Consider the following 23,974-nt stretch of genomic DNA (forward strand, 5'->3'; position numbering starts at 1 on the left):
ACCGTGCATACGTACCTCCGACCGTCCTACTTGCGGGAGGGTGTATGTAGCGCTACAGTCGCGGTCGGAGGTTCCACCGTGCAACGTCGCCACTTCATGTTCCTTGCCACTGCCGCAGCCGCCGGCGCTCTCAGCCACGTGTCCCTGGAGGCACGACTCGCCGCAGCAGCGCCGCGGACGATCCGCCCCGAGCACCCCAGGCTGCTGCTCACCGACCTCGATCGGATCCGCAACGTCGCGGTCGGCGACCCGGTCGCCGAGGCGTGGTGTGCGGAGATCGTCGCCGTCGCCGAGGGGCTGACCGGCCAGCCGGTCTCGGCGTACACGCTCTCGGGCGGCCGACTGCTCGCCGTCAGTCGCGAAGTACTGCACCGGGTCTACTCCTTGGCGACCGCCTGGATCCTCACGGACGACCCGCGCTACGCGACGCGGCTGTGGCAGGAGCTCGACGCGGTGTGCGCCTTTCCTGACTGGCATCCGTCACACTTCCTCGACACCGCCGAGATGACGCACGCGGTCGCCATCGGCTACGACTGGCTGTACGGCCACTGGACCAGCGCCCAGCGCGGTGTCTTGGAGACAGCGATCATCGCCCACGGGCTGAGCGCCGCGCTCCCCGCCTATGCGGGATCGCAGCCGTGGCCTGCGTGGCCGAACAACTGGAACATCGTCTGCAATGGCGGCATGGTCGCGGGTGCTCTCGCTGTCGCCGACGTCGACACCGATCTCGCCGAGGACATCTTGGCCAAGGCGCTCGCCTCGTTGCCGCTCGCCCTGGAGGCCTACGGTCCCGACGGCGGCTACCCCGAGGGCCCGGCCTACTGGGAGTACGCCTTCAAGTATCTCGTGCTGCTCGTCGCGAGTCTGGAGAGCGCCACCGGGGACGACGAGGGGATCGCCGACCTGCCTGGCGTCGCGGACACCGGTGACTTTCCCCTGCACCTGACGGGCCCAACTGGCCTGATCTTCAACTACTACGATGGCGCGGACACGCCGGTGCATGCGCCTGAACTGCTCTGGCTGGCCCAGCGATTCGGGCGGGACGACGTCGGGTGGATCGGGCTGCGTGGCGTAGAGGAGCGCAAGTCCGGTTGGCCGAAGTTGGCGAGCGGCCTGATCTGGTATGACCCCGAGCTGGTGCAGGGTCCGGTCGAGGCCGACACGGCTCTGGATGCCCGATTCGACCGCTGTTGCGTGGTGACCTTCCGGAGCGGATGGGAGAGCGAGGAGGCGCTCTACCTCGGCGCCAAGGGGGGCGACAATAGCGAGCGGACGCTGGAGATATCTGGCCACTCGGACATGGACATCGGGACGTTCGTGCTCGATGCGCTCGGGCAGCGCTGGTTCACCGAGCTCGGCAGTGACGACTACGGCCTGCCCAGCTATTTCCGGAGCCTGCGCTGGAGCTACTACCGCAAGCGCCCCGAGGGTCAGAACACCCTGGTCATCGGGCCGGGTGACATCGACTCACCCGGGCAGGCGCTGCAAGCGGTCGGTACCGTCGTCGCTCGCGCGGTCGGACCCGAGGAGGCGTGGGCCGTCATGGACGGGACTGACGCCCGGGACGGCATCGTGTCCTGGCGGCGTGGCTGGCGCCTGTTCGACCACCGTCGCCGGGTCCTGGTCCAGGACGAGTTCGAGCTGGACGAGCCCCAGGACGTCTGGTGGTTCGCCCACACCGCCGCCGAGGTCGAGATCGCAGCGGATGGTCGCAGCGCGACCCTGACGTCCAGGGGTGAGAGCTTGCTGGCGCGAATTACGACGCCCGGTGCGGTGTTCCTCGCACTTGCTGCCCGGCCGCTGTGGACCTCGCCGGACCCCGCGGGACAGTCGCAGAACCGAAGCATCTCCAAGCTCGCGATCCGGCTTGTCGGGGTACAGCAGGGCAGCATCGCCGTGGAGTTCGAGCCGCGCGTGCCCGGCGCTCCGGCGGCAGCGCCGGAGCCGGTGGTGCCACTCGCGGACTGGGTCGCGCCGGCGAGCGAGGTCGCCATGCTGACGTCGCTTGAGAACGATGACACGCCGATCCCCGCGTTCGCACCCGGCAACTTCAGCTACCGCGTGGGCGAGCTCGCGAACCTGACCGCTACCGCGGAGTCTGGGGCGAGCGCCACTGTCACCGACGGTGACGCGTCCACCCCGGCCACCGTGGTTGTGACTAAACCTGGCCATCGCCCCGGTCGCTACCTCATCTGGCAGCACAACCCGTGGGGTCTGGGCAACTTCGCCCGTCCGATCATCGCCAGCGACGACGACGGCAACGTCCCGGAGAACACGATGGACGGCCAGACCGGTACCCGCTGGTCCGCGTTCGGCGACGGGCAGTGGATCGCCTTCGACTTGGGCTCGGATGGGCCGATCGGGAGCATCCGGATTGCCTGGCAGAGCGGCGAGGCCCGGGTCGCGTCCTTCGCGATCGAGGTCGCCGGCGAGGACGACCTGAGCTGGACGCCCGTCTGGCAGGGGCAAAGCAGCGGCACTACCGCGGGGCTAGAGACGACCACCTTCGGTTCCGTGACCGCGCGCTACATCCGGATCGTGTGCTTCGGCACCTCGACCGGTCAGTGGAACTCCATCACCGAGGTCGAGATCCCGGGTCGCGAGGTCGAGACCAGCTGGCTGGAGCGGGTGGAGCGCCTGGAGCTCGCCGTCGGCGATGTTCCGGTCGATGGCAGCGCGGCCAGTACTCTCGCCGGTATCGCGCGGAGTGGCGCTCAGATCGACGTCGACGACTGGACGGTCGAGTACCTCTCGCTCGATGAGTCGGTGGCCACCGTTGACCAGAGCGGCGTGATCTCTGGGGAGTCAATCGGTGCGGCCACCGTGGTCGCGATCGCGACGTCGCCTGGTCGGCGCCTGCTTCACACGGCTTGCACCGTCGCGGTCGGGGATCCGGACCGTCCAAGGTTCGCCTCTATCGGGGACACGTACGTGCGCGCCGGGCAGTACGCCGATACGAACTACGGGACATTCGGGGTGCTCCGGGTGAAGGCGACCCTCGACCCGGACGACGACCTCCACCGACGTGCGTTCCTGGAGTTCGCGCCGCAGCCGCAGTCGCGTCCGATCGCGCAGGTGCTGCTGCACCTGTCCGCGAGGGTGGCCGATCCAGCCGGATCGAGCATCGACCTGGTGGTCCGTGCGGCCGCTGGTGCGTTCGACGAAGCGGCCACGACCTGGAACGACCAACCTGCGCTCGGCGCGGCGCTCGGCGTCGTACCCGTCGACAGCTCCGTCGCGTGGCGCACGGTCGACCTCACCGACGAACTGGCGGAGCAGATTGGCGCCGGCGAGGCCGTGCTGCTTGCGCTCGTCCAGGAACCGGCCAGCGGTACCGGGCTCGCCACCGAGGTCTCAGGTCGACGCTCCACGACGATCCCCTACCTGGAGGTCGTGCTCGCATGAGCCCGACCGGCTCCGAGAGCACCGATTCCAACACATCCATCCCCCGCGACGACCCGAAGGGCCCCACCACCATGCACGCATCACCCGCGCGCGACCCCCAATTCGGCGCGGTGTCGCGCCGCCTCGTCCTCGGCGGCTTCCTCGGTGCCGCCTTCAGCTCCCTCGCCCTCGCCTCATGCTCGGGCGGCGGTGGCGGCAGCGGTGGAAATGGCGGTGGGTCGCAGGGCACCGGATGGACCCCACCGGCGTACATCCCGTTCGACGGCGTGACACCCGACCTGCCGGGATCGGACATCGGGGTGGCACCAGCCTTCTTCAACTATCCGCACAGCCCGATCGCGCGCGAGGACTTCCCGCTGCCACAGACCGACGGCGTCACGGCACTGCTGCAGGGCGGCGTGCCGCCAACCGCACCGGACCAGAATGAGGCCTACCGGCTCTTCCGAGAGCAGTCCGGCAACCTCATGGAAGCCGTGACCATCAACGCCGACGAGTACAGGAGCCGGTTCCAGGTCGTAATCGCCGGCGGCGACATCCCGGACTTCATGCAGATGCTGACAGTGCCGCAGTTGCCGCAGCTGCTGGAGGCCGAGTTCAGCGACCTCACGGACATCCTCGGCGGCGACGGCGTCGCCGCCTACCCGGGACTGGCAAACATCCCCACGCCGTCGTGGACCATCCCGAAGATCAACGGACGCCTCTGGGGCATCCCGCAACCGCGGCCACCGGCGGGCCGGATCCTGTCCACCCGCGGCGACATCTTCGAGGAAAAGGGCCTGGATCCCTACCCCGACCTCAACTCGGGGGAAGATTTCATCGAGCTGCTTGCGACCCTCACCGACCGGGGGAACGACCAGTTCGCGCTCGGCACCGACCCCGTGAGTTGGCTGCTCAACGGCCTGCTCGAGATGATGGAGGCGCCCAACACCTGGGCGGTTGAGGGCGGCACCTTTACCCACATGTTCAATTCCCCGCAGATGGTCGAGGCACTGAACGAAGGCAAGAAGATCATCGATGCCGGCTACCTCCACCCGAACTCCTTCTCCGACCCGGGACAGCACAACACCTGGTGGCGCGCAGGGACCACCTGCATGCTGTGGCAGTCCTTCGCCGGCTGGGGCACGTTCGCGCGGTCCGAACCGTCGTGGAACATCGGGTACGTGCGGCTACCGAAATGGGCCGGCGGGGGCAAGGCGCCGCTCTGGAAACTGCAGGCGGGTTACCCGGCGTTCGTCGCCATCAAGAAGCAGACGAGCGATGCCCGCCTGGAGGAACTGCTGCGTATTGCGGACTTCATCGCCTCGCCCTTCGGGACCGAGCAGTTCCTCACCGTCAACTACGGCGCCGAAGGTTTCACGTACGAGCGCCAGGACGGAGAGCCCGAGTTCCTGCCGGACCAGCGGCCGAACACCGTCCAAGGATGGCAGTACTGCGGCGCGAACGCGAACGCAGTGCTGTACGCCCCCGGTCAAGACGGGATGGTCCGGCGGCAGCACGCCTACCTCGAGGAGGTGATCCCCGCGGGCACCGAGAACCCGACGCTGGGGCTCTACTCCGAGACGGCGGTCACCGCGGGAGCGTCCTGGGAGCAGCGCACCGGTGACATGCTCCGCGAGGTGCTACGGGGCGCGCAGCCGGTGTCGGCCTGGGAAACGATGGCCAGTGACTGGAAAGCCGACGTCGGCGACAAGATGGCAGCAGAGTATGGCGAAGCAGCAGCAGCCGGCTGAGCGCCGTGCGGCGGGCCCGCACCAGCGGCCGTACATGGGAGCGCCCGTGTATGGCAACGGCCGGCACGTCGCCTGCCGTGGACTCCGGATCTGCACACCCGGCGGCCCCGAATGACGCGCGGCGACCTCGCGCAGACTCGCAAGCCGACGCGGACTCACGAAACATCCGCCACGCGCCCGGCGAGGTCCACGCCCTCCGCACCCTCTGGTGGCGCAGCCATGCGCAGGCGCCGGGCACGGCGCGACTGGAGCCTACTGGCGATCGCGTTGCCCGGCGTCGCTGTGTTCCTTTGCTTCCACTACCTGCCGCTGCTGGGGAACGTGATCGCGTTCAAGGACTACCAGCCGTTTCTAGGCATCCTCGACTCGGAGTGGGTCGGCCTGGACAACTTCTCAGTCCTGTGGGAGGGCAACCCGGCGTTCCTCAACGCACTGCGCAATACCATCGTGATCACGCTGCTGCAGTTGGCCTTTACCTTCCCGGTGCCCATCATGTTGGCGCTGCTCATGAACAGCCTCGCCTCCCAGCGGTTCAAGCGCATCGTGCAGTCGGTGCTGTACCTGCCGCACTTCCTGTCTTGGGTGGTGGTCGTCGCGCTGTTCCAACACATCCTGGGCTACGGCGGGCCGCTGGAGAGCCTGATGGCTGCGCTCGGCGGACCGGAGCCTGAGATCATCGGCAACCCCGACTTCTTCAAGCCGCTGCTCATCATCCAGGACATCTGGAAGAGCGCCGGCTGGGGCACCATCCTGTTCCTCGCGGCTTTGTCGGGTATCGACCAGAGCCTGTATGAGGCTGCGGAGGTCGACGGTGCTAGCCGCATGCGACAACTCTGGCACATCACGTTGCCTGGGATACGTCCGGTCATCATCCTCATCCTCATTCTGCGGATCGGCGACATCCTCAGCGTCGGGTTCGAGCAGATCATCCTGCAGCAACCCGCGGTCGGGCTCGCCGCTTCGGAGGTACTGGACACCTACGTCTACAACAACGGGATCATCGGCGGGCAGTGGGGTGTCTCCACCGCCGTCGGGCTGGTCAAGGGGGCTATCGGGGTGGCCCTGGTGTTGCTCGCCAACAAGGTCGCTCACATGTTCGGTGAGGACGGCATCTATCGAGGAGCAAACAAGTGACCGGCATGACCCTACCGGTGCAGGATCGCATCCCCAGGTCCAGCCCGAAGCGGCGGCTCCGCAGGGGCCGATCCTCACCCGCAGCCGAGGCGCTCAAGATCGTCGCGCTGTCGGTGTGCTGCCTGGCGGTGATCGGCCCGTTTCTCATGGTGATCTCGACCTCGCTGGCCGATCCGCTCCAGATCGATACCGGGGGCGGCATGGTGATCTGGCCGGAGCGACCGACCCTCGAGGCCTACCGGGTGATCTTCGCCGGGGGGCAGGTGACCCGGGCGCTTGCCGTCACCGGCTTCGTCACCGTCGTGGGGACCGCAGTCGCGCTGACCGTGACCGCGATGCTGGCGTACGCGCTGTCACGCCAGAAACTGCCGTTCAAACGCATCATCCTCATGGGTGCACTGATGACGATGCTGTTCTCCGCGGGAATGATCCCGGTCTACCTCACTGTGAAGGGCTTCGGGCTGCTCGACTCGTTGTGGAGCCTCATCATCCCGGTGAGTGTCTCGGCGTTCAACTGCATCGTAATGCGAGCGTTCTTCCAGAACCTGCCGGCGGAGCTGTCCGAGGCGGCGGCGATCGACGGCGCCTCGGAGATGCGAATCTTCCTCACCATCGTGCTGCCGCTGTCCAAGCCGATCCTGGCGGCGATCGGGCTGTTCTACGCGGTCGGGTTCTGGAACACCTTTTTCTCCGCGCTGCTCTACCTCAACGACCAGGAGAAGTGGCCGATCCAGCTGGTGCTGCGGCAGTACCTCATCAACAACGCCGCGATCAGCGCCGGTGACGCTGTCGCCGCCGGTGACCTGCCGCCGCCGCAGCCCGCGTTGCAGATGGCGATCCTCATCGTCTCGCTAGTACCCATCGCGTGCGTCTACCCGCTACTCCAGAAGCACTTCACGAAGGGGTTCCTCACCGGTGCCGTCAAGGGCTGACACTTCGGCGTGCGGGCACGTTCTCGAGACTTGCCTCGGACTGCTGGTCCACAGAACACGACGTCGGGTCTGCTGCACGAACAGGTGACATTGGCTAGTCACGCAGCCTGACTGGCTGGCGTGGTCTTCGATGGGCGTCAACCGGCCCAGGGGGTGCTGTCTACGGCGACGGTGGTAGGTCCGCTCGATCCAAGTCACGAAGACGCCCTTGAACGCGCAGATGTAGAGCTTGCCTTCGTTGGCTTGGATTCCAGTGTTCGGGGTGATGTCGCCGATCCAGAGTTCGTTGGCGGCCGCGGCGTTGAATTCTTGCCGGGTCCGGCCCTTGTCGTCGACCACGGCACGCAGGTCCTCGTGCAGAGGTGGCCCGGGCTTCTTGCCGTTCCTGCCTCGCTTCTTGCCGAACGCCGACCACCAGCCGTTGCCTCCCGGCAGATCTTCCACGCGGTGCGCTCAGCCATCGCAGTGCCGGCATCGCGGGCCTCATCGACCAGGAACCGGTAGCCGAACTCGGGATCGTCGCGGTGGGCGTCGAAGAGCACGTTGGCGCGGTAAGCCTGGTCGAGGTCAGCAGACGCGACCCGGACTCCCGAGCCAGCGCTAGTAGGGCTGGCCGGCGATCTTGAGCATCCGGCACGTCACCGTCACGGGGATCCCGTCATCGGCAAGGTCACGGACGAGCGGGGAACTCATTTTCCCGGCAGATGCACCTGAGAGAAGTACGACGCGGCACAGCGCAGCACCTCGACTTCTTGCTCGAGAGTCTTGATCCGCCGCTTGGCTTCACGCAGCTCAGCGGACTGGACCTCGGTGGTGCCGGGACGCTGACCGTCTTCGATGTCGGCTTTCTTCATCCAGCTATACGCGTCGTGAAGTGGACCCCGAAGTCCATGGCGATCTGCTCCAGCCCGACACCAGGCTCACGGTTCCTGGCGACCCTCACGACGTCGTCGCGAAACTCCTTGGGATACGGCTTGGTCACAGTGATCACCCTTCGAGCCCAACCCTCGGGCTAGGCAGATCAGGTGTCACCTATCCGTGCGGCAGACCCGGCATCGCCGTAGAATTGCGCACACCCAAGCAACGATCTCACCTGCAAGTTCCGCGTGAGAATCGTCCTTGTGGAGGCTAAGACATGCCATCCGACCAGTTCTCGAGAGGGCTCACGGACGGAGGGGTCCCCGCCCCGTCGATCGGATCGATCGGGCTAAACAGCACGCTCAAACGGAACGCTGTGACGGCTGGCAGCTCGATGGCGAGCTTGGTGACGTTGGCGTTCGTCGACTGCCCGCTCGGCACTGGAGAGCTCGCCAGTGGCGCGGCGGCAGCCACCGTGAATACCGCCCCCGCCGGACCTGCGAGGATCCGCGCGAGGAGGCGTGCACCGCGAAGCGTGAGTTCCGCAGACAACCCGTCCGGCGCGACCTGGACAGCCGCGTAGGTGTGCATGAACCACCAGGCGTCGACCGCGTCGTCGGCCACAACTTCATCCTGAACGATGACCTGTTGCCGCGAGTCGATCATGGCGAGCCCACGCTCCCAAGATGTGACTGCAGCTCCCGGAACGGCGGCGGTGAGATCTGCGATCGCGAAGGCGCCTGAGGCCCACGAGTCATGGCGAGTGATGCTCGCCGACGCGCTGGGATCCTGATCTGGTCCCGCTGTCGGATTGATGACCAACGTGTTCTGACCCTCGGCGCGCTTGCGGTAGTAATTCCACCTTTGGCCGTTCGGCCCGTAGTTGAAGTACCCCGACAGCCCGTAACTGTCACCGCCGAGATCGCTGGCCCACCGTTGACCAATCGCGTCGATGACGAAGGTCCCGAGGTCGAGATCGGCATGATTGGTGCTGTTGTCCCCTGCCTTGAAGCCAACGAAGACCGCGTTGGGATCCTCCCAGGCGCTGCGAAAGGTGGCCAACTCGATGTTCTGGAAGTAGCGGTCGAGTGTGAGCCCCGACGCCGTCGGGTCCAGGTTCTTGCTCGGGTCGTACCACAGGAGGTAGCGCGGAAGAAAGAGTGAATCCGTGGAACTGCTCTGGCTTCCCCACCACGTGTAGGCTGGCTTCGAGTATCTATTGGATAGCCACAAGAGCTCGGGAGGCTGTTGGGCTGTGGCATCCGAGTCATAGAAGTTAAAGAACTTCCCGGTTGGGCTAGTGAGGTGTATGGCAAAGTCGCCAGTCTCGGACAGGCCCGGAACGTCCGATAATTCATCGTCATCGCCGAGTGCGGATTCGAGTGCGGCGAGATAGATGACCAGGTACCTGATCGCGTAACCCCAGTATCCACCTTCGGGGTATCCACCATCAGGGCTCAACTGCTCGACACCTGGGAGAATCGCACTCAGGCTCTCAGCAAGCACATCGGCAGCGATCGTCGGCGACTCCTGTGCGATTGCGAGCGCGCCGAGCCCAAAACCGCTGTTGCACACGGTTCCCACGTTGTTGATCGAGGTCAGCGATGGGGCATTATTGAGATAGCCGCTCATCGCAGGCTGCAGACCCTTCTCGACGATGGCGTCCAGAGCGGTGGTGCGCTGGGTGGCGGTCCAAGACTCGAACAGCCAGTCGTAGGCGATGGCGACGGCGTGGGTCATTTCTGCCATCGGCAGATAGTCACCGGCGAGGTTCGGAGGATCGGAGGGGCTCCATCTCGGGAACCCGGCGATGGCCTCAACCTCATCCCAGGCGCGCTCGGCATAGGTTTGGGCACCGCCAAGCTGAGCGAGCATCGAGAGGGTGTAGATTCGATTGACAGTTGTCCGTGAGATGTTCAGAAGGTTGCCGCTCACGAATGTTGGCGGCGCCACCGTCAGCAGCCCCGTTCCGAGTGTCTGAAGCGTCCCGAACCATGACGCCGATACTTGGTCATTGGCGATACGCGCCGATACATCAGCGAAGTCTGTCGCGGTCGCAAGCAGACGTGGATGAATCCCTGCGAGGCTTCCTCGTACCCCCCGGGTGTCGTCGACTCCGTCAAATGCGACCGTTCGACCTGTGGCCGCCGATGCGCACGCGGCCGCGGCCAACTTGAGGGCCGTCCGACGGCTCGGCGACGTATGGAAGATCGCTCGTCCTACCATAGTTTTACTCCTCCGTGGTGGCACCAGTGCCGCATCGTTGGTCAGGTAGTCCCAGGCGGCCGTTGAGTACAATGAGGCAGCCGCATATCGAGGAACACCGCATTCCTCGGGAGGCCCCAATTCCTCCGCGCTTACTGGCTTTGCGTGACCAACTCAACATTGCTCCAGAGATCTCGTCAAGATTGATTCAACAATCAATCTCGTTCAATCCAGTCCAGCATCGGACGAACAGCGTGGCCGCGGACTCCGGCCGACCTCATCAAGGATCTAGACGGCAGAGTGCGGCAGCGCCCTTCTCCCCCCACCACGACACCGCAGACTGCCATCAGCCAGTACAGACAAGCCACATCGGCGTTCCGGGTCGGGCAACACCGCTGGCGCGTCGAACCCCCACCCGTGGCGGTAGCTACGAAATCGCCACGCTGGGCCGCGGCCCTTCAAGTATCGAACCGTGACGCGCCGAGGCATTCCCAGCCTGATGGGAGTGGGAGGGAGCGCTCACCGATGCAGGTCGCCGTGTCCGTCGCCGGCCCGATCCAGGGCCTGCTCTCCATCGGCCGCTATCTGAGGATGGGCCCTCCGAGCGGCCTACGAGCCTGCGCTGCGCCGGAACCGGCAGCGACAGGCAACCGTGCGGCGCTCACGCCTTCGCCAAAGCGCTCGGGAGCGCCACAATCACGCGCTGCCATGGGCAAGGTACGCCGGGATCGACGACAGGTTCCACGACGAGCTCATCCCGGAGGTCGACGACTGGCGGGTCTACTTTCAACTCGACGGGTCTCCCGGAAGCCCGCTCTGGAGCTAGCACGTTCGGCCCTGGAGGTTCTGAGCATGGCTACCAGGCCATCCTCGTGTTCTCGGCGCTGGAGGCTGTCCTGGCGGTCGAAACAAATCGCACGGTTACCTTTGAGGGAGCCCACATGGCATGTCTACGGGAGTCTGAGCATGGGTCGTGTGGCGCTGGGTCCACGGACTATTCGACTGGCAGCTCGTCCGCGTGCCTGCCGACATGCTCACCGTCACCGTGGGTCTCGATCAAATCCGTGTTCAGCCGTCCGTCACGATCTTGTTGAGCCGCGTCGTTAAAGCCCGGTCCCGCTCAGCGGTCGCGTGCTGATACCGCAGCGCCACGGTCACGTCAGTGTGGCCACCGCGGTGCAGCAGCTCGGCCAGAGTCGCGCCTTGCTGTGCGTAAACAGTCAGCCCCGTGTGCCGCAAGTCGTGAAACCGGAACCTCGGCAGCCCGGCCTCCGTCCGAGCCACCCGCCAGGCGTTGTCCAGTGCCGTTTGAGACACCCGGCCGCGCCGGGTAGCCAGCACAGCGGCTTCGGGCTCCGGGCCGGTGTGCGTGTCAAGGTGCGTGCGTAGGTCGGTGAGCAGGAACGCCGGCAGCGCGACGGAGCGTGTCGAACCGACTTTCGGTGGAGTCAGCCTGCCCGCCTTCACGTTGAACTGCCGGCGCACGTGCAATGTGGCGCGCGCTGCGTCGTCGAGGTGGTCGAGATCGCGCCGCTGTAGCCCGAGGACCTCCCCGATGCGCATCGCGCACCAGGCCGCGAGCGGCACCGCGATGCGCAGGCGCTCCGGCATGGCAGCGGCCAGCGCGGCCACCTGCCCGGGAGTGGCGACGTCCTCCCCCGATGGTGGCGTGGGCCGCTCCCGCGAGTGTGTCGGAGCCTCGGGAACGTAAACACCGTCAGTCCGCCGGCCTTGCGCTTGATGGCGGTGTTCAGGCATGAGCGCAGTACACGCGCCACATTCGGTGCCACACCGTTGAGCGCGGCACCAGGGTGGCGCGTGGACGGCCGCGAGCTCACCTCGGCGAGCAACTCGGCCACCTGCTCCGCCGTCAGGTCGACGAGCCTCACTTCGCCGAGCACCGGAAGCACATGCGCGCTCAGAACCGACCGGTAGCTGACCACGGCTGCCCGGGAGCGCTTCGGGTTCGTGTCGAGGTCGGTAAGCCACTGATCGGCCCACTGCGACAGCGTCAGCGACTCGCGCTCGGCCGTCTCGACGGCGGCCTCGCGGCCTGCACGCACCGTGGCTGGAGGCACGAACGTGTCGCGGGCGCGCTCGCCCTTGGCGAGGTCCAGCGCGCCTTGGCCTCACCCAGGGTGTCGAAGATCCCGACGGTGTACGTCTGCGCGTCCATCGTCAGGCGCGCACGGGAACGTCCCCGGAAGTCGGAGATACCGCGAGGGAGAGGGCGCTTCGCCATGCGGGTTCGGACCCCTCCCCACATCCAGCCCATCTCCAGACGCGAGGAGTGTGCCAGCTATGTGCCAGTTCTGCTGCCACATAGAGCGTTACCGCTGCTCACTCCTGCACATCGGCCAGAACACGAAAACTGCGGAATCCAGCCAGAAAGGCCGGATCTCAACGATCCGGCCTTTCGACTGTGGAGCTAAGGGGATTCGAACCCCTGACCTCTTCCATGCCATGGAAGCGCGCTACCAACTGCGCCATAGCCCCGTGTGGGAGCCCCGAAGGGCGTTGCTAGTTTAGACGATGCGGGCCGCAACTGCGAAATCCGCTTCGCGCACTCCGACGTTGTGGGCGGACAGGCGCCAGCTCGGGCGCTGCCCGTCGTTGGTGCGCAGCACCGACCAGTGGCAGTTGCCGATGCCCGTGATGCCCCGCCAGACCTCAGGATCCTGGCCGATCAGGGCCGTGATCCCGGCGCTGATGGCGGCGCCGTGGGAGACCACGACGAGGATCTCGTGCTCGCCGAGCGGCTCGGCCGCAGCGAGGACTGCTTCGGCGAACCTGTGACCGACCTCACCCCTGGTCTCGGCGTTGACGCCCTCCGGGTGCGCGCCGGCGTTCCAGGCGGCGAAGGCGTCCGGCCAGCCGGCTTCGATCTCGGGATGAGTCAGGCCCTCCCAGTCGCCGAAGCTCCGCTCGCGCAGCCGTGCGTCGGTGCCCACGTCCAGGCCGACGAGGTCGGCGAGGGACTGCGCCGTCTCCGCGGCCCGCATCAGGTCGGACGCGACGATCCTGGTCAGGCTCAATTGCGCGAGGAACGGGGCTGCGGCGGCGGCCTGCGCCCGGCCATGTTCGTTGAGCGCGATGTCGACCTGGCCCTGCAGCCGAGCCGTCGCGTTGTAATCCGTCTGACCGTGCCGCCAGAGCAGGAGGGTTCCGGCGCTCATGCCTGCCCGAGGGTCCGGTCCTCCGGTGCCTCGCCGGCGCTGGGGTGACCATGGACGTCCGGCGGCAGTTCGACCACGGGACAGTCCTTCCAGAGCCGTTCCAGGGCGTAGAACTCGCGGTCCTCGTCGTGCTGGACGTGAACCACGATGTCGCCGAAGTCGAGCAGCACCCAGCGCCCCTCGGCAACGCCCTCCTTGCGGACGGCCTTGGCACCCTCTTGGGCCAGGGCGTCCTCCACGGCGTCGACGATGGCCTTCACCTGGCGTTCGCTGGAGCCGGAGGCGACGACGAAGACGTCGGTCAGGACCAGCCGTTCGGAGACGTCGAGCGCGATGATCTCCCGGGCCAGGAGGTCGGCGGCGGCGCGGGCGGCGACGATCGCCAGTTCGATGGCGCGGTCATCAGCGGGCACGGTGCTCCTCGGTACGGGTCGGACGGTCGTCGACGCGGCACCTCCTGGAGCCGCCGGTCTCGGGTCAGTCTATGCGGCGGCGGCGTCAGCCTATGCGGCGGGCCCGTGAGCAGAGCCGACGCCCGGGTCCGGCCCGGCCGTCGCGGCCAGGGCTGCGAGCCCGTCGCTGCCGCCGAAGACGTTGCCGATCGCCACCTGCCAGACGAGCAGCCCGAGCACGAGACCGACGAGGATCAGCACGATGATCTGCAGCGCCCGCAGCCAACCCGGCGTGCCCTCGTCCTCATCCTCGTCGTCATCGAATTCGTCGTAGTCCTCGTCCTCGTGGTCACCCTCGAGCAACTCCTCCCGGGAGCCTGCAGACGCCGCCGCGGGCGCCTCGGGGCTGGACGCCGCGAGGGCGGGGGCTTCGACGGCACCGTCATCGGACTCCCCGGAGATCACGCTCGCCCAGCGGGGTGCCATGTCGAACGAGTCGTCCGACTCGTCGGCGCCGTCGGCCACCTCCGCGGGGTCGGCGGAGTGCTCGGTGCCGGCGGCGTCGGTCGAGGCGGTCGAGGCGGGCTCGGCCGGGTACGAGCGACTGGAGCGGCGCGTCACGGGCAGCGGGCCGCCGTCGTACACCAGATCGGGCTCGCGACCGGCGGGCACGTCGGTCACCGGCAGGACCGCGGTGACGTCCGACGCCTCCGAGCCCCAGGTGGACGCCGCGTCCGTGCTCGGCAGCGGGCCCGGGCTCGGCGCCGGCGAACGCTCGGCGACGACCGCGTCGCGTGGCGGGTCGGCGGCCGTATCGGTCGCGGCATTGATGTCGCGGACGGCCCGCTGGATCGGGGTCAGCCCACCTGTCTCGTCGAGTCCACGGGTCGCACGCGCGGCCGCCGGTGGTCGCACGACGGGGCGACGCCCGGTCCCGGTCCGTTCGCTCGGGGCTTCGGGGCTCGCCGGCTCGGCGTCCGCGCTGGCCTGCTTGGCCCGCAGGGATCGTCGCGACACGCCGAACTCGCCGGTCGTGGCGGCGTCGACGTCACCGGTCGCCGGGTCCGAGGTCCACGCCGCTGCCGGCGCCGGGTCGGCGGGTGCCGGGTCCGGGGTCACCGCGTCCGCCGACTCCAGGCCCGCGGACGTTCCACCCGTGGTCGCCGCGTCCGTGGCGGTCGGGTCGTCGGTCGCCGCCTCCGTGGCGGTCGGGTCGTCGGTCGCCGCGTCCGCGGTGGTCGAGGCGCCCATCGTGGCGGGCCCGACGGCGTCCGCCGGGTCGGCGACGGCACGTTCCGCGTCCGCGGTGGCAGGGGTGCCCGCCGAAGGCGCGGTGTACGCACTGTGGCCGCTCTGCCCACTCTGACCGCTGACCGCGGACATCGGCGTCGGCACCGGACCGTCAGGACCCAACTGCAGCGCGCCGCTGGCGAGTGCCTCGTCCCGGGCGCGCATCTCCCGCCGGGTCATCGGTCGCTCGAGTCCCTCGGCGGCTGCCCGGGCTCGCTCCGCCTCCCGGCGTCGCCGACGTTCGCCGAGGCCGGCGGTCGAGGTGTCCTCCTCGCTCACAGGTCCTCCCCCACTGGTGCTGCCACCCTCTCCGTGATCGTCGATTCGTCCTTGTAGAGCCGGTGCTTGCCGATGTACTGCACCACCCCGTCCGGCACCAGGTACCAGACCGGTTTGCCCGCGATCACGCGCTCCCGGCAGTCCGTCGAGGAGATCGCCATGGCGGGGATCTCGAGCAGCGAGTACTCACCGGGTGGGAGTTCCTCGGCGCTCAGGTCGTGGCCCGGCCTGGTGACGCCGACGAAGTGCGCCAGTTTCCAGAGCTCCGCGACGTCCTTCCACTGCATGATCTGGCTGAGTGCGTCCGCACCGGTGATGAAGAACAACTCCGCCCCGGGGTACGCGGCCCGCAGGTCACGGAGAGTGTCGATCGTGTACGTGATCCCGGGCCGTTCGATGTCCACCCGGGACACGGTGAACCGCGGGTTGGAGGCGGTCGCGACCACCGCCATCAGGTACCGGTGCTCGGCGACGGTGACGTTCCGGTCCAGCTTGAACGGCTGCGCCCCGGTGGGGACGAACACGACCTCGTCCAGACCGAACTCGTCGGCGACCTCACTGGCCGCCACGAGGTGGCCGTGGTGGATGGGGTCGAACGTCCCGCCCATGATGCCCACCCGCAGGGGCACCGGGCTGGCTGCGATCACGACCCGTTCCGCCGGGTTGTGGCCCCGACGCCGGCAGGAGCCACGTCAGCGGTGGCGGGTGCCCACGCTGCGGAATGCGAGAACCACCAACAGCAGGAACACGAAAGCAGCGAATGCGACCAGCCCGAAGCCCAGCGGAGGCATGCCCGAGGCCTCCTCGCCGTGCTCGGCGGCGAATGTCAGCAGTGAGTTACTCATCGACCCGGGTCCTCCTAGGGTTCCACAACGCTCAAGGGACAAGTCTCGCACGTCCGGCGGTCATCTCCGAGACGGCACGAGGTGATCATGGCCGCACGTGTCCGTCACCCTGGACGATCCACGTGGTAGTGGTCAGCTCGGCAAGGCCCATGGGCCCGCGCGCGTGCAGTTTCTGGGTGGAGATGCCGATCTCCGCGCCGAGCCCGAGCTGCCCGCCGTCGGTGAACCGCGTCGAGGCGTTCACCATGATCGCGGCCGAGTCGAGTTCGGTGGTGAACCGCTGCACCGAGGTCACGTCCGGGGTGCAGATGGCCTCGGTGTGGCCGGAGGTCCAGGTCCGGATGTGCTCGATGGCGGTGTCCAGGTCCGGCACGACGCGCACCGCGAGGTCGAGGCTCAGGTACTCGGTGGCCCAGTCCGCGTCCGTGGCGGGCTGGAAGTCCACGTCGTCACCGGCGAGGGCGCCGGTGGCCGCGTCGCCGTGGATCCGCACACCGGCCGCGGCGAGTGCGCTCAGTGCGCCGGGCAGGAAGTCGGCGGCGATCGCCTCGTGCACCAGCAGGGTCTCCAGCGCGTTGCACACCCCGACCCGCTGGGTCTTGGAGTTCAGCAGGATCGCGGTGGCCTTGGCCACGTCCGCTCCGGCGTCCACGAACAGGTGGCAGTTGCCGACGCCGGTCTCGATCACCGGCACGGTCGAGGAGGTCACGACGGTCCGGATCAGGCCGGCGCCACCGCGGGGTACGAGCACGTCGACGAGGCCACGGGCTCGCATCAGCTCCCGGGCTCCCTCCCGGCCGTGGGCGTCGATCGACTGGATCGCGTCGCCGGGCAGGCCGACGCGCTCGAGGGCGCGGGAAAGCACTCGCACGATCACCTCGTTGCTGCGGGCGGCCGCCGAGCCACCACGCAGGATCACCGCGTTGCCGCTCTTGAGGGCGAGCCCAGCAGCGTCGACGGTCACGTTCGGGCGGGCCTCGTAGATCATCCCGACCACGCCCATCGGGACCCGAACCTGACGCACGGTGAGGCCGTTCGGCAGGGTCGACCCCCGGACCACCTCACCGACCGGGTCGGGCAGCGCGGCGAGGTCCCGGAGGGCATCGGCGATGGCGACGACCCGGGCCTCGTCGAGGCGGAGCCGGTCGAGGAGGCCGGGGCTCATCCCGCCCGCACGCTCCCGTTCGACGTCCTCGGCGTTGGCGGCCACGACCTCCGCCTGCGCCGCGACCAGCGCGTCGGCCAGCGCGTGCAGGGCTTCGTCCTTGGTGCCGCGGGTGGCGCCGGCGAGCACGCGCGCGGCGGCCTTCGCCCGCTGCGCGGCATCGACGACGGCGATGCGCGCCGGGCTCGGCGTCTGCGGTTCGGCGTCGGTCTGGTCGTCCGGCGCCGCGCTGCGCGCGTCGGCGTCGGTGGAGTCGGTCGGCAGGGACTGGACACTCATGGCTCAAGGATAGGCCGGGGTCACCGCCGCGCCGGGTCCGGTCCGCCGGCCGGACCCGGCGGCGTCGTACGGGACCGGCTCAGGCCTCGGCGGCGGTACGCAGCCGCGTCGACCTCGCCGCCCGGGACGCCGTGCCGGCGGCGGGCGCACCGGTCGTGGCCGGCGCCGAGCCTCCCGTGCGCAGTCCCCGGGCCGCGAGTGCGGGCACGACGTCCTGCACCAGCGCGAGCACATCGGTGGGCACCGAGGCGGGGATCACGGTGAAGCCGTCGGCCGCACCGGCGTGCACCCACTCGGCCCAGAGGTCGACGAGGTCCGCGGCCGTGCCGATCGACCGCAACGGCGCCGTCCGGGGTGCCGTCTCCAGGGAGTTGAGCAGGTCCCAGCGCGCCCGGGCGCTCGGCCGGTCGGCAGAGATCACGACGTGGACGTCGATGACCACCCGCACGTCGTCGGGGTTGCGGCCCCACTCGGCGGCGGCGTTGCGGATCGCCGTGCGTGCCGTGCGAGCCTCCTCGAGGGTGGCCACCGAGAGGCGAGCGACGTCGGCGCGGGCGGCGGCCAGTTCCAGGTCGACGGCGTTGCGGACCGGGATGACGACGATCGGAGCACGGCGTCCGGACTCGGCCGCGCCCGAGGAACGGGCCGAGCCCGACCGGGTGTCCCGCTGCGGCGTCACCCAGGAGTTGATGACGGCGTCCACGGCGCGCGCGCTGGTCCCGTTCACCGGGGCCGTCTCGAGCTGCCAGCCGGCCCGCTCGGCGCTCGCACGATGCACGCTGGATACCGCACCGGCCACGTGCTCGGGCCGGGACGCCCCCAGCGGCACGGCCGCCACCAGGGTCGCGGTGCGGGTGTGCCGGGCCAGGCGGGACGCGGCCACGGCCCCGTCGAGCCACGCGTCGCGACGGCGCGGGCCACCGACGCGGAAGGTCTCGTCGAGGGTGAGCAGGTCGACGCCACCCTTGTCGGCCAGGGACGCCAGACCGGCGAGCCGGCCCATGATGAACGACTCGGCCTCGCTGTCCTCGGTCCGGCGCCACTCCCGGGGCGCTCCGGCGCCGGACAGGTCGAGGGCGATCAGGGAGGTGGTGCTAGGGGTACGCGGGGACTTCGACATGGGTGTTCACGCCTTCACGGTTCGAGCGGGGGCCTGCCCGGTACACCCGCGCGGCACGTGTCACGCGTGCCGGCCAGCGGGCCGTCGAACAGGAGGTGACGCCGAGGGGCGGGACGCCCGGGGCATCGGATGAGGGTCGGCTCAGGCCTGGACCGGCATCGCCGACATCGCCGGCATCGGACAACAGCACATCGGACGGGACACCCGCAGCGGCGTCGTCGTGAGTTCCCTGATGCTGATACCCATCGGTGGTGTTTCCCTCTACTCGGGCGCCTGCGGCGCCGTGCGCTTGCTCCGCGTCGAACGACCGGAGCCAGGTCGTCACCCGGGGCACCCCACCGCAGTTGGAGGGTTGCCGGTCAGCAAGCCGGGGCTGTGATGCTGACACTCAAGACCTTGGGCCCGAGTCTAGGAGAGCCTTGGATGACGTGTCAACAAAACCGCGCACACGGCGTGCGCGCGCACGAGCCCGACATCCGGCCCCGCAGGCCGGGCAGGCTCGCAGGGCTGGACGCCCGTCTCGGCATTCGGGATTCCCGAGGCGTCCCCGAAGCGGCCCGGCGGGCGGCGGTACGTTCGGACCACGGGAGCACCAGCCATGGGCGCCCGGTCACCCAGATCGCCGAGCTCGGACGGGAACGATGACCCTCACCCTCACCACCCTGAGCGGCAATCCGCGCCGGGGTTCTCGCACCCTCGCGGTCGCCGAGGCCACCGCCGCCCGGATCACGGCCCTCCTCAACGGACGCGACGGCCTGATCGGCGCCGCGGGCCTCGACACTGCCATCGACGACCGTGTGATCGAGCTCGCCGACCTCGCCGGGCAACTGTTCGCCCCCGAGCACCCCGAGGCCGACGAGGCACTCGCCCGCGTCGCCGGATCCGACGTGCTCGTGGTCGCCACGCCCGTCTACAAGGCCAGCTACACCGGGCTGCTCAAGTCCTTCCTCGACCTCTACGGCGCGAACGGGCTACGCGGGGTCGTCGCCCTGCCCGTCGTGGTCAGCGGCAACCCGGCCCACCTGCTCTCCACCGACATCCACCTGCGCTCGCTGCTCGTCGAGCTCGGCGCGAGCGTCCCGACCCGTGGCCTCGGGCTGGTCGAGTCCCAGCTGGGCACCGTCGACGACGTGCTGGACGCCTGGTTCACCGATCACGGTGACCTCCTGCACGGTGCAGTCACCGCCGGCGCCCGGGCGGGGGCAGCGGCATGACCACCGAGACGCTGAGCACCCTCGAGCGCCTGCTCGCGGAGCAGGACGAGCCCCAGCTGAATGCGGACGAGTACAAGCAGGTGTTCCGTCAGCACCCGGCCGGCGTGGCCGTGGTGACGTTCAACGGTCCCGGCACCGATGCCGCGGCCGCGCTGCCGGTCGGCTTCACGGCGACGTCGGTCATCTCGGTGTCCGCCGCTCCCCCGCTGCTCGCGTTCTCGATCGCCTCGACGTCCTCGTCGTGGCCCGCGCTGAGCCAGACCGGCACCGTGGTCGTGAACTTCCTGGATGGCCCAGCGGCGCACCTGTCCACCACGTTCGCCCGTAGCGGCATCGACCGGTTCGCCGACGCTCCCTGGCACCGGCTGACCACCGGTGAGCCGGCCCTCACCGAGGCCTGCGCCAGGGTCCGCGGCCGGGTCGTGCAGCGGATCCCGGCCGGGGACAGCTACCTGGTCACCCTGCGCGCGCTCAGCGCCGAGATCCCGCGGACCGGCTCACCGCTGGTCTACCACGACCGGACCTACCACCAGATCGGCGGGCACAGCCGGCTGGGCTGAGTCACGGCCGGCTCAGGACCAGTCCGGCAGGTAGGCCCTCGTGGCGGCGTCGATCGCCACCGAGTACGTCCAGTCGGTGCGCCGCGTGGAGCCCCAGGCCTGCCAGCCCTGCCGCTCGCTGTGCGCGAGGACCGTGACGCCGTCCGGCACCCAGGGCCCGGCGATCGGGGAGAAGAACGGGATCGCCCCCACGGCGCCGATGAAGGTCGCCCAGCGCCGGGCGATCTGACTGCGTTTCCACGGCCCGAGGACCACCATCACCCGGCGGTGCTGCAGGTAGTTCGCGACCAGTTCGATCTCCCAGGCGAAGCCCTGCCGGACCTCCTTCGGGGTCGCACTCAGGATCACCGCTCGGGCCGTCTGTGCGTACCGGGCCACGTGCTGCTGCCACTCGTCGTTGCTGAAGCTGGCCCGGGCGGCGCCGATCGGGGCGATCCGGGCCCCGGGCGGCGCGATCGCGATGACCGGCCCGGACATCGACAGCTGCTGCACCAGCACCTCCTCGAACCGCACCTGCCGGAACAGGCTGAGCGCCCCGAGCAGGCCTCGTCGACGCAGCAGGCCCGGTAGCTTCAGCGAGTCCTCGTCGAAGCTGCGCAGGTACAGGTAGTGCGGCCGGGTGTCCTGCGCGAGAGCGTCCGCGACCGAGGCGGCGCGGATCCGCCGTCCGAACTCGTCCAGGGCCACCAGGAGTGCGATGACGACGAGGAGCACGGGCACCAGCCAGACCTGAAGGTCTCCCGCGAACGCCCGGGCGATCGGGTACAGCGGGGCGGCGAGCGGCTCCCAGCGCCCCGAGAGCCCGTCAGCGGACGAGACCGGCCACCCGCCGGACGCCCCCGCGTACCAGTTCAGCAGCACGAAGATGACGAGCACCACCGGCAACATCCCGTAGGCGATGGTGCTCAGGGCCATGCCCACCCCGCCCCGGGCACCGAGGCTGCCGAGTCGCGCCGGCCGCACGTCCTCCACCGGGTGCGGCGGCAGGAACCGGTACATCAGGGCGACGATCCCGACGAGCACCGCGAGCGCGACCAGGACGCCGATCGCGGCGCCGGTGTCGCGGGCGACGATCGCCTGCAGCTCGACCAGTACGAGGAACCCGGCGAGGCCCCAGACGAACAGGCGGACCCGTCGCTTCCAACGTGCGGTCATCACCACCTGGGTGAGGTCGTGGTACCGGGGTGAGGTCGATCCCGACCGGTACCGCGGGCGGCGCAGGAAGGCGATCAGGCGGAACGGACCGACGAAGACGATCCAGACCAGCCACACGAAGACGATGGTCTGGATGAGCACGTCACTGACGTCGTAACGGGGCGACTCCACGTCGTCGTAGCCCTGCCCGGCCAGCGTGTCCTGCAGGTCGAGCACGTACGGGGCCAGTTGCCCGGCGCACGCGCGGGGGTCCTCGGGGCAGGGCATCCGCAGTTCCACGAGCGTCGTCGCGTCCGCCCCGCTCGCGATCCACTGCCACCTCAGCTCGGCGTCCGCCCCGTTCCAGCGGACCCGCTCGCGATCGTCGAGCACGGCGACCCCGGTGACCGGCCGGCCCGGGATCCCGCGCCACTCGGCCATCCCGATCGCCTCGTCGTCGTCGTCGCAGACGGCGTGCCACAGGGTCAGTTCCCCGCCGGCGCCGGGTCCCTGCCAGCGCCACTGCTGCGCGGTGCCGCAGCCGGGCGCGTCCTCGAGGCTCTCGTCGACGGACGAGGTGACCAGGAACCAGTCGTCGCCGGGGGTCCAGGGTGGGTCCCCGGCCGGCGCCGCGATGGCCGACGGCGTCGCGAAGGTCAGCAGGACGACGGTCACCAGGACGGTGGTCAGGGTGAGCAACGCGCGCCGGGTTCGGCGCCCGATGGGCGCCCTCACTCCGGTCTCTCGTAGTCGTCCGGCCAGACGACGACCACCTCGATGCCGGCATCGCGCGCGGCGGCGACCACCTGCGCGGTCCCCCCGACGCCACGCTCGGCCTGACCGTCCCAGACGGCCAGCAACAGGTCAGCGCCCTCGAGCACCGCCAGGCCGGCGGCCAGGTAGGCATCCGGGCCCGGTTCGTCGTAGTCGAGCACACGCACGGAATCGGCCCGAGCCAAGAGGTCCTCGAACGGGTCCCGGAACTGCCCGAGCAGGGACTCGGCGTACCCGGCGGCGGGCAGCACGACCTCGAGGCGCAGGCCGAGGGACAGGGCGATCTCGGCTGCCAGCTGGTCGGCGCCCTCGGCGAGACTGCTCACGAGGTGGGCCGGCTGCCTCTGCTCATTCGGCCCGGTCGGCCCGGCCGGCCCGCCGTCACTCCTGCGCGCGTAGGGTACGAGGACCGCGCGCACCCCCGCGGCGATCACGTCGCGGGCGGCGTCGTCGTAGATCCGGTGGCCCGAGACGGCGATCCTGACGCTCATCCGACCGACTCGTCCGGGGTCCGGCCGGGCTCGGCGGTGCGCAGCGACTGCCAGGTGGTCGACTCGTCGGCGAGCACGGCCTCGGACCGGGCCACGAACGAGGGCCAGTCCTGCTCGTCGATGCCTTCCCGGGACCACGCGACCAGGGTGGCCAGGTGGCTGGCCGTGCGGCCGTAGATCTCGTGGGTCTTGCGGTGCTGGCGCATCTGGTTCCAGGCCCCGAACACCGCGGCCAGTGCGCCGAAGACCCCGAGCAGGTCGAGGTCGATGATGTTCGCGGCCTTGAGCACCGCGGCGGCGAGCCCGGCGGCCTCGGCGAGGAGCATGGCGAGGAACCAGCGGTCGGCGAGCGCACCGTGCCGGCGGCTCTTGCGCGCGTACCAGGTCATCTGGTCCACGATCCGACCGGTCACGTAGGCGTCGCGCCGGGTGGCGAAGTCCGCCTCGCGCAGGTCGGACATGGCCCGGGTGACGTACTCGAGGTTCTCGCCGTGCGTCGCCAGCGTCACGCCCAGGTCCGCGATCTCGTCGTTCTGCGCGGACAGGAACATCCGCCGCGCCCGGGGCCCGTCGAGGTCCGGGCCGAACGGTGCGCCGCGCACGGCGAAGCGCCAGCTGTCCGCCTTCGCCGACTCGGCGACCGACCGGGCCCGCAGCCAGTGCGACTCGGAGTCCTTGGTGTTGAGGTAGACGCGCAGCAGCAGGCTGGCCCCGAAACACACGGCGCCGAGGACGGCCACGATGTCCGCCCCGGAGCCCGGCAGCGGGATGGAGAACGTCCCGCACAGTGCGGCCAGCACGAGCAGCGTGTAGTGGACCCGCATGCCCCGCACGAACGTGGTCTGAGCCTTGACGGCCACATCGTCGGCGGCGGCGACCACCCCGGAGAGGTCCTCGTCGCGCAGGATGCCCGGCGGGCGCACACTCGGCTCCGACGTCTGGCTCATGCACCCCTCCGGCGATCCATCGACGGCCCAGCCTAATGGCCGTG

At 69.3% G+C, this 23,974-nt stretch carries 19 protein-coding genes, 1 tRNA gene, 1 pseudogene and 1 riboswitch; of the genes and pseudogenes, 6 read left to right on the plus strand and 15 right to left on the minus strand.

Annotation, left to right across the window (positions count from 1 at the left end; genetic code table 11):
- The first annotated feature begins 78 nt into the window (after positions 1–78).
- The 4 genes from EXU48_RS19880 to EXU48_RS19895 all read left to right on the plus strand — a co-directional run bounded on the left by EXU48_RS19880 (position 79) and on the right by EXU48_RS19895 (position 7,201).
- Positions 79–3,405, plus strand: a complete 3,327-nt coding sequence (locus EXU48_RS19880; RefSeq protein WP_133109425.1) for a CBM96 family carbohydrate-binding protein — start codon at positions 79–81, stop codon at positions 3,403–3,405.
- Positions 3,402–5,135, plus strand: coding sequence for a type 2 periplasmic-binding domain-containing protein (locus EXU48_RS19885; RefSeq protein ID WP_133109426.1), 1,734 nt, complete (start codon positions 3,402–3,404; stop codon positions 5,133–5,135). Before EXU48_RS19880 ends, EXU48_RS19885 begins: the two co-directional genes overlap by 4 nt.
- A 219-nt stretch (positions 5,136–5,354) precedes the next feature.
- Positions 5,355–6,269, plus strand: coding sequence for an ABC transporter permease (locus EXU48_RS19890; protein ID WP_133109427.1), 915 nt, complete (start codon positions 5,355–5,357; stop codon positions 6,267–6,269).
- Between the two features lie 5 nt (positions 6,270–6,274).
- Entirely contained in the window at positions 6,275–7,201 is a 927-nt protein-coding gene (locus EXU48_RS19895) for a carbohydrate ABC transporter permease (protein WP_133109461.1), read from the plus strand.
- A gap of 126 nt (positions 7,202–7,327) precedes the next feature.
- Here the strand turns inward: EXU48_RS19895 and EXU48_RS25525 are convergent.
- The 12 genes and pseudogenes from EXU48_RS25525 to EXU48_RS19950 all read right to left on the minus strand — a co-directional run.
- Positions 7,328–7,645 (minus strand): annotated as a pseudogene (locus tag EXU48_RS25525) (hypothetical protein); the annotation flags it as partial.
- A 245-nt stretch (positions 7,646–7,890) separates the two neighbouring features.
- Entirely contained in the window at positions 7,891–8,055 is a 165-nt protein-coding gene (locus EXU48_RS25530; RefSeq protein WP_165962908.1) for a hypothetical protein, read from the minus strand.
- Between the two features lie 274 nt (positions 8,056–8,329).
- Complete coding sequence (locus EXU48_RS19905) at positions 8,330–9,934, minus strand: heparinase II/III family protein (protein ID WP_165962909.1); 1,605 nt, start codon at positions 9,932–9,934, stop codon at positions 8,330–8,332.
- Between the two features lie 1,398 nt (positions 9,935–11,332).
- Positions 11,333–11,896 (minus strand): tyrosine-type recombinase/integrase, encoded by a 564-nt coding sequence (locus tag EXU48_RS25190; protein ID WP_235857156.1) that lies wholly within the window; start codon positions 11,894–11,896, stop codon positions 11,333–11,335.
- A gap of 791 nt (positions 11,897–12,687) precedes the next feature.
- Positions 12,688–12,760 (minus strand) — tRNA-Ala (locus EXU48_RS19920).
- 29 nt (positions 12,761–12,789) lie between these two features.
- Positions 12,790–13,440 (minus strand): histidine phosphatase family protein, encoded by a 651-nt coding sequence (locus tag EXU48_RS19925; protein ID WP_133109430.1) that lies wholly within the window; start codon positions 13,438–13,440, stop codon positions 12,790–12,792.
- Complete coding sequence (gene rsfS / locus EXU48_RS19930; RefSeq protein WP_133109431.1) at positions 13,437–13,853, minus strand: ribosome silencing factor; 417 nt, start codon at positions 13,851–13,853, stop codon at positions 13,437–13,439. Before rsfS ends, EXU48_RS19925 begins: the two co-directional genes overlap by 4 nt.
- 90 nt (positions 13,854–13,943) lie before the next feature.
- Positions 13,944–15,401, minus strand: coding sequence for a hypothetical protein (locus tag EXU48_RS19935; RefSeq protein WP_133109432.1), 1,458 nt, complete (start codon positions 15,399–15,401; stop codon positions 13,944–13,946).
- The gene (nadD, locus tag EXU48_RS19940; protein ID WP_407938762.1) at positions 15,398–16,048 is read right to left on the minus strand and encodes a nicotinate-nucleotide adenylyltransferase; all 651 of its coding nucleotides are present in this window, start codon (positions 16,046–16,048) and stop codon (positions 15,398–15,400) included. The genes EXU48_RS19935 and nadD overlap by 4 nt, the downstream gene beginning before the upstream one ends.
- A 45-nt stretch (positions 16,049–16,093) precedes the next feature.
- Positions 16,094–16,246, minus strand: a complete 153-nt coding sequence (locus tag EXU48_RS24625) for a hypothetical protein (RefSeq protein WP_165962911.1) — start codon at positions 16,244–16,246, stop codon at positions 16,094–16,096.
- Between the two features lie 85 nt (positions 16,247–16,331).
- Entirely contained in the window at positions 16,332–17,690 is a 1,359-nt protein-coding gene (locus tag EXU48_RS19945) for a glutamate-5-semialdehyde dehydrogenase (RefSeq protein ID WP_133109433.1), read from the minus strand.
- A 79-nt stretch (positions 17,691–17,769) separates the two neighbouring features.
- Entirely contained in the window at positions 17,770–18,810 is a 1,041-nt protein-coding gene (locus tag EXU48_RS19950; protein WP_133109434.1) for an LLM class oxidoreductase, read from the minus strand.
- A 280-nt stretch (positions 18,811–19,090) separates the two neighbouring features.
- Positions 19,091–19,206: riboswitch (SAM riboswitch) on the minus strand.
- A 245-nt stretch (positions 19,207–19,451) separates the two neighbouring features.
- Between EXU48_RS19950 and EXU48_RS19955 the strand changes: the two genes are divergently transcribed.
- Positions 19,452–20,024 carry an NADPH-dependent FMN reductase gene (locus EXU48_RS19955; RefSeq protein WP_133109435.1) on the plus strand — a complete coding sequence of 191 codons (573 nt, stop codon included), beginning with the start codon at positions 19,452–19,454 and terminating at the stop codon, positions 20,022–20,024.
- Entirely contained in the window at positions 20,021–20,584 is a 564-nt protein-coding gene (locus EXU48_RS19960; protein ID WP_133109436.1) for a flavin reductase family protein, read from the plus strand. Before EXU48_RS19955 ends, EXU48_RS19960 begins: the two co-directional genes overlap by 4 nt.
- A 12-nt stretch (positions 20,585–20,596) precedes the next feature.
- On the opposite strand, the gene EXU48_RS19965 is transcribed toward EXU48_RS19960, so the two are convergent.
- Genes EXU48_RS19965 through EXU48_RS19975 form a run of 3 tightly spaced genes read right to left on the minus strand, consistent with a single transcriptional unit; the run spans position 20,597 to position 23,930 of the window.
- Complete coding sequence (locus EXU48_RS19965; protein WP_133109437.1) at positions 20,597–22,453, minus strand: hypothetical protein; 1,857 nt, start codon at positions 22,451–22,453, stop codon at positions 20,597–20,599.
- Entirely contained in the window at positions 22,450–22,983 is a 534-nt protein-coding gene (locus tag EXU48_RS19970) for a TroA family protein (RefSeq protein ID WP_133109438.1), read from the minus strand. Before EXU48_RS19970 ends, EXU48_RS19965 begins: the two co-directional genes overlap by 4 nt.
- Complete coding sequence (locus EXU48_RS19975) at positions 22,980–23,930, minus strand: DUF4231 domain-containing protein (protein ID WP_133109439.1); 951 nt, start codon at positions 23,928–23,930, stop codon at positions 22,980–22,982. Before EXU48_RS19975 ends, EXU48_RS19970 begins: the two co-directional genes overlap by 4 nt.
- Positions 23,931–23,974: the final 44 nt, after the last annotated feature.

The sequence above is a fragment of the Occultella glacieicola genome, assembly GCF_004353825.1.
Classification (GTDB): domain Bacteria; phylum Actinomycetota; class Actinomycetes; order Actinomycetales; family Beutenbergiaceae; genus Occultella; species Occultella glacieicola.

Excerpts from the sequence above, each read along its gene's own strand:
- EXU48_RS19885 (WP_133109426.1), top strand. The coding sequence starts at position 3,402 with ATGAGCCCGACCGGCTCCGAGAGCACCGATTCCAACACATCCATCCCC.
- EXU48_RS19890 (WP_133109427.1), top strand. The coding sequence starts at position 5,355 with ATGCGCAGGCGCCGGGCACGGCGCGACTGGAGCCTACTGGCGATCGCG.
- EXU48_RS19895 (WP_133109461.1), top strand. The coding sequence starts at position 6,275 with ATGACCCTACCGGTGCAGGATCGCATCCCCAGGTCCAGCCCGAAGCGG.
- EXU48_RS25530 (WP_165962908.1), bottom strand. The coding sequence starts at position 8,055 with ATGAAGAAAGCCGACATCGAAGACGGTCAGCGTCCCGGCACCACCGAG.
- EXU48_RS19905 (WP_165962909.1), bottom strand. The coding sequence starts at position 9,934 with ATGCTCGCTCAGCTTGGCGGTGCCCAAACCTATGCCGAGCGCGCCTGG.
- EXU48_RS19925 (WP_133109430.1), bottom strand. The coding sequence starts at position 13,440 with ATGAGCGCCGGAACCCTCCTGCTCTGGCGGCACGGTCAGACGGATTAC.
- EXU48_RS24625 (WP_165962911.1), bottom strand. The coding sequence starts at position 16,246 with ATGAGTAACTCACTGCTGACATTCGCCGCCGAGCACGGCGAGGAGGCC.
- EXU48_RS19945 (WP_133109433.1), bottom strand. The coding sequence starts at position 17,690 with ATGAGTGTCCAGTCCCTGCCGACCGACTCCACCGACGCCGACGCGCGC.
- EXU48_RS19950 (WP_133109434.1), bottom strand. The coding sequence starts at position 18,810 with ATGTCGAAGTCCCCGCGTACCCCTAGCACCACCTCCCTGATCGCCCTC.
- EXU48_RS19955 (WP_133109435.1), top strand. The coding sequence starts at position 19,452 with ATGACCCTCACCCTCACCACCCTGAGCGGCAATCCGCGCCGGGGTTCT.
- EXU48_RS19960 (WP_133109436.1), top strand. The coding sequence starts at position 20,021 with ATGACCACCGAGACGCTGAGCACCCTCGAGCGCCTGCTCGCGGAGCAG.
- EXU48_RS19970 (WP_133109438.1), bottom strand. The coding sequence starts at position 22,983 with ATGAGCGTCAGGATCGCCGTCTCGGGCCACCGGATCTACGACGACGCC.
- EXU48_RS19975 (WP_133109439.1), bottom strand. The coding sequence starts at position 23,930 with ATGAGCCAGACGTCGGAGCCGAGTGTGCGCCCGCCGGGCATCCTGCGC.